Here is a 3,393-nt window from a genome sequence, read left to right on the forward strand (position 1 = left end):
GCGACGCGCCCCGGGCGAGTGATGACCGCTGATGATCTACCTCGCCACGGCGGTAGCGCCGGATTGAGCAAAAGAAGGTAGGTGAGCTCTCGTTGCCGACGGTCCGTAGGTGGTGCGTAACGACACATCCGATGTCAGAAAATCGTCAGTCGCGCGACCGCATCCGCCTTCCCAGTTTTGCGGCAGACATTTCAAGGCCGAGGCTTGTCGTCCTCGCGCCTTACCGGAGCCGGAGGGATCATGACCTACGCCATCATCGGTTTCGGCGGCATCGGCCAGGCGCTCGCCAAGACATTCGCGCGCAAAGGCATCGAGGTGATGGTCGCGAGCAGGCGGCCGGCGGAAGAGCTGGCGCCCCAGGCCGACGCAATCGGCCCGACCATCCTTCCAACACGCCTGGAGCAGGCGCTCGGCGCCGACATCGTCTTCCTCGCCGTGCCGTTCGCGCAGCACGCGGCGGTCGCGAAGGCCCGCAAGGAATGGCAGGGCAAGGTCGTGGTCGATGTGACAAACGCCTTCGGCGTGCCCGTCCAGGACCTGAACGGTCTCCCGTCTTCAGCCTTCGTCGCCCGCGGCCTGCCCGGTGCACGGCTGGTCAAGGGGTTCAACCATCTCGCCGCCAAGGTGCTGGGCTCCGACCCGGCGGTCAACGGCGGCCGCCGGGTCGTCTTCCTGTCGAGCGACGACGAGGAGACGGCGGCGCCGGTCAAGGCACTGGCCGAACAGCTCGGCTTTGCCCCGGTGTGGCTGGGCAAGCTCGCGGAAGGTGGGGCGCTCGTCCAAGCGCGGGACAAGAACTGGGCGGAACTGATCTTCCAGGACTTCGTGAAGTTCGATGACAAGTGACCAAACGCCGGCCCACCGCCTGACCCGCGTACGACTGAAGGATGCATTTTATGAAGATAGACCTGACGGGCCGTAAGGCCATCGTGACGGGATCGACCGCCGGCATCGGCCGGGCAGCCGCGGAGGGCTTGGCGCGGGCCGGGGCAGCGGTCGTGGTAAGCGGTCGCGGGAACGAGCGCGTTGATCGGGCTGTCCAGGAGATTCGCGAGTCCGTCCCCGGGAGCGACGTCTCGGGCGTGGCCGCCGACCTCTCGTCGCCGGAAGGCGTCGGGACCCTGATCGCCCACACGCCGGACGCGGACATCCTCGTCAACAATCTGGGCACCGCCTTCATTCGCGATTTCACTGGCATCGAGGATGTCGCGGCCATTCCCGACGACGATTGGCTGCGGCTCTTCCAGATCAACGTGATGAGCGGGGTTCGTACGGCGCGTCACTACCTGCCGCGAATGGTGAGCCGCGGCTGGGGACGGGTCGTGTTCGTCAGCAGCGAATCCGGCGTCAACATCCCAAAGGAGATGGTTGACTACGGGATGACTAAGGCGGCGCAGCTCGCCGTCTCGCGTGGTCTGGCCGAGGCGGTCGCCGGCACGGGCGTCACCGTGAACGCGGTGATGCCGGGGCCGACCCGGTCCGAGATCCTGGGCGGGTTCATGGCAAAGCAGGCCGAGGCGCAGGGCGTCACGCAGGAGGAAGCGGAGCAGGGCTTCCTGAAGTCCGCCCGTCCGACGAGCCTCATCCAGCGCTTCGCGACCACGGACGAGGTGGCCAACATGATCGTCTACGTCTGCTCGGAACAGGCGTCGGCTACCACCGGCGCGGCGCTCCGCGTCGATGGCGGTGTGGTCCGCTTCCTGGCCTGACGGGGGCGAAGCCGCCGGTTGAGGAAGCGCCGCCGCTCGCCCAGGCAACATCAGAGGATAGACCAAAATGACCAACACCCTTGCCGCTGGCGCGCTCGACCAGCTGTTCCGAAGCGCACGCAGCTACAACGGCTGGACCGCTGCTCCCGTCGAAGAGGGATCCGTTCGCGACCTCTACGAGCTGCTGAAGTGGGGCCCCACGTCGGCCAACTCGAGCCCGGCGCGGTTCGTCTGGGTGCGCAGTCCGGAGGGTAAGGCGAAGCTTGCCGAACTGGCGTGGGAGCGGAACCGCCCCAAGGTCCTTGCGGCGCCGCTGACGGTGATCGTTGGCAACGACCTCGCCTTCGCCGACCGGCTTCCCGAGCTCATGCCTCACAACTACGAGGCCATGCAGAAGGCTTTTGCCCCGCCGCCGGTCGCCGAGGTGACGGCGATGCGCAACGGGACCCTGCAGGGGGCCTATCTCGTCATCGCCGCGCGTGCGCTCGGGCTGGATTGCGGGCCGATGTCGGGTTTCGACAATGCCGGCGTCGACGCCGCCTTCTTCGGAGGCACGCGCATCCGCTCGAACTTCATCTGCAGCATCGGCCACGGCGACCCGCAGTCGATCTTTCCCCGAAATCCTCGGCTATCCTTCGAGGAAGCCGGGCGCTTCGAATAAGCGGAGGTCCGAGGACATGAGCAATATCGAAAAGGCCGTAGCCGTTCTGCAAGGATTGTCGGACGGCGACCCCGACCTGGCGACGAAGTACCTCCATCCGGGGTGTTACCTTGAGCACGCCCCTCATGTGGGGGACGGCGTCGAAGGCGTGCGGCAGTACATCAACAACAATCCCCTGGACGACCGGGAACTGAAAGTGATCCGGGCGTTCGAGGACGGCGCCTACGACGTCACCCAGGCGGACGGGCATGTTCAGGGCGATGGCACCTTCTTCGATGTTTTCCGGTTCGAGGACGGCCTCATCGTCGAGCACTGGGGCTTCTCGGCTCCCGCCGGTCCGCCCAACAAGAGCGGTCATACACAGGTCGACGGTCCGACGGAGCACCGGCGTCCAGAAGACACGGACCAGAACAAGGCTTTGGTCCGTGAGTACTATGAGACTGTCCATCTGGCAGGCCGCCACGACCAAATCCGCCGTTTCCTGTCCGCCGATCTGCAAATTCGCCACGAGCCCGGCGTCGCCGACGGTGTCGATGCGTTCGAGCGCGATCTGGCGGTGCTCACGCGCGACAGGACCATCGACCAGATCAAGCTCCTGCTCGGGCAAGGAGACTTCGTCTTCATCGCTGCCTTGGGAACGCACCTCGGCGCTCCGTGCGCCTACGTCGACCTATATCGAGTCGAAGACTCAAAGCTTGTTGAGCATTGGGGCTTTCCCGAGCAAATCCCGCCACCAGACATGCGGAAGAACGACAACGGGGTGTTGTGAGCATCAGGCTACCACCGCCCGAGAGTGCCTTCCCGAGACGTTGGTGCGCAATTCCGATGGCTGCCGCAGGCTGGTAGCTGGGCCGCTCTCAAGCGATGCGCTGCGACACCGGCGACCGAGCCTGGTCATCCGGTTCAGCACCGCGCAGCCGACCCGGGCTTCGGTCTTCTGGGCGGCCAGAGTCCGGGCGCGAAGACCGGGACCGATGAGCGCCTTGTAGCGGAACATCGCTGTCTCACCCAAGGCTCTCCTGC

4 protein-coding genes and 1 pseudogene are annotated in these 3,393 nt (G+C 65.8%); 4 read left to right on the forward strand and 1 reads right to left on the reverse strand.

What is annotated here, in order from left to right; genetic code table 11:
* Positions 1-240: 240 nt before the first annotated feature.
* From JOZ79_RS02625 to JOZ79_RS02640, 4 genes are all read left to right on the forward strand, one after another.
* Complete coding sequence (locus tag JOZ79_RS02625) at positions 241-846, forward strand: NAD(P)-binding domain-containing protein (RefSeq protein WP_294070169.1); 606 nt, start codon at positions 241-243, stop codon at positions 844-846.
* Positions 847-896: 50 nt separating this feature from the next.
* A complete protein-coding gene (locus JOZ79_RS02630) occupies positions 897-1,709 on the forward strand; it encodes an SDR family oxidoreductase (protein ID WP_294070172.1) in 813 nt (270 codons plus the stop codon).
* Between the two features lie 67 nt (positions 1,710-1,776).
* Positions 1,777-2,370 carry a malonic semialdehyde reductase gene (locus JOZ79_RS02635; protein ID WP_294070174.1) on the forward strand — a complete coding sequence of 198 codons (594 nt, stop codon included), beginning with the start codon at positions 1,777-1,779 and terminating at the stop codon, positions 2,368-2,370.
* Positions 2,371-2,386: 16 nt separating this feature from the next.
* The gene (locus JOZ79_RS02640) at positions 2,387-3,139 is read left to right on the forward strand and encodes a nuclear transport factor 2 family protein (protein ID WP_294070176.1); all 753 of its coding nucleotides are present in this window, start codon (positions 2,387-2,389) and stop codon (positions 3,137-3,139) included.
* A gap of 88 nt (positions 3,140-3,227) precedes the next feature.
* On the opposite strand, the pseudogene JOZ79_RS02645 reads toward JOZ79_RS02640, so the two are convergent.
* A pseudogene (locus tag JOZ79_RS02645) lies at positions 3,228-3,393 on the reverse strand (IS5/IS1182 family transposase); the annotation flags it as partial.

This window comes from Sphingomonas sp. (assembly GCF_019242355.1).
Taxonomy (GTDB): domain Bacteria; phylum Pseudomonadota; class Alphaproteobacteria; order Sphingomonadales; family Sphingomonadaceae; genus Sphingomicrobium.

Excerpts from the sequence above, each read along its gene's own strand:
- JOZ79_RS02630 (WP_294070172.1), top strand. The coding sequence starts at position 897 with ATGAAGATAGACCTGACGGGCCGTAAGGCCATCGTGACGGGATCGACC.
- JOZ79_RS02625 (WP_294070169.1), top strand. The coding sequence starts at position 241 with ATGACCTACGCCATCATCGGTTTCGGCGGCATCGGCCAGGCGCTCGCC.
- JOZ79_RS02640 (WP_294070176.1), top strand. The coding sequence starts at position 2,387 with ATGAGCAATATCGAAAAGGCCGTAGCCGTTCTGCAAGGATTGTCGGAC.
- JOZ79_RS02635 (WP_294070174.1), top strand. The coding sequence starts at position 1,777 with ATGACCAACACCCTTGCCGCTGGCGCGCTCGACCAGCTGTTCCGAAGC.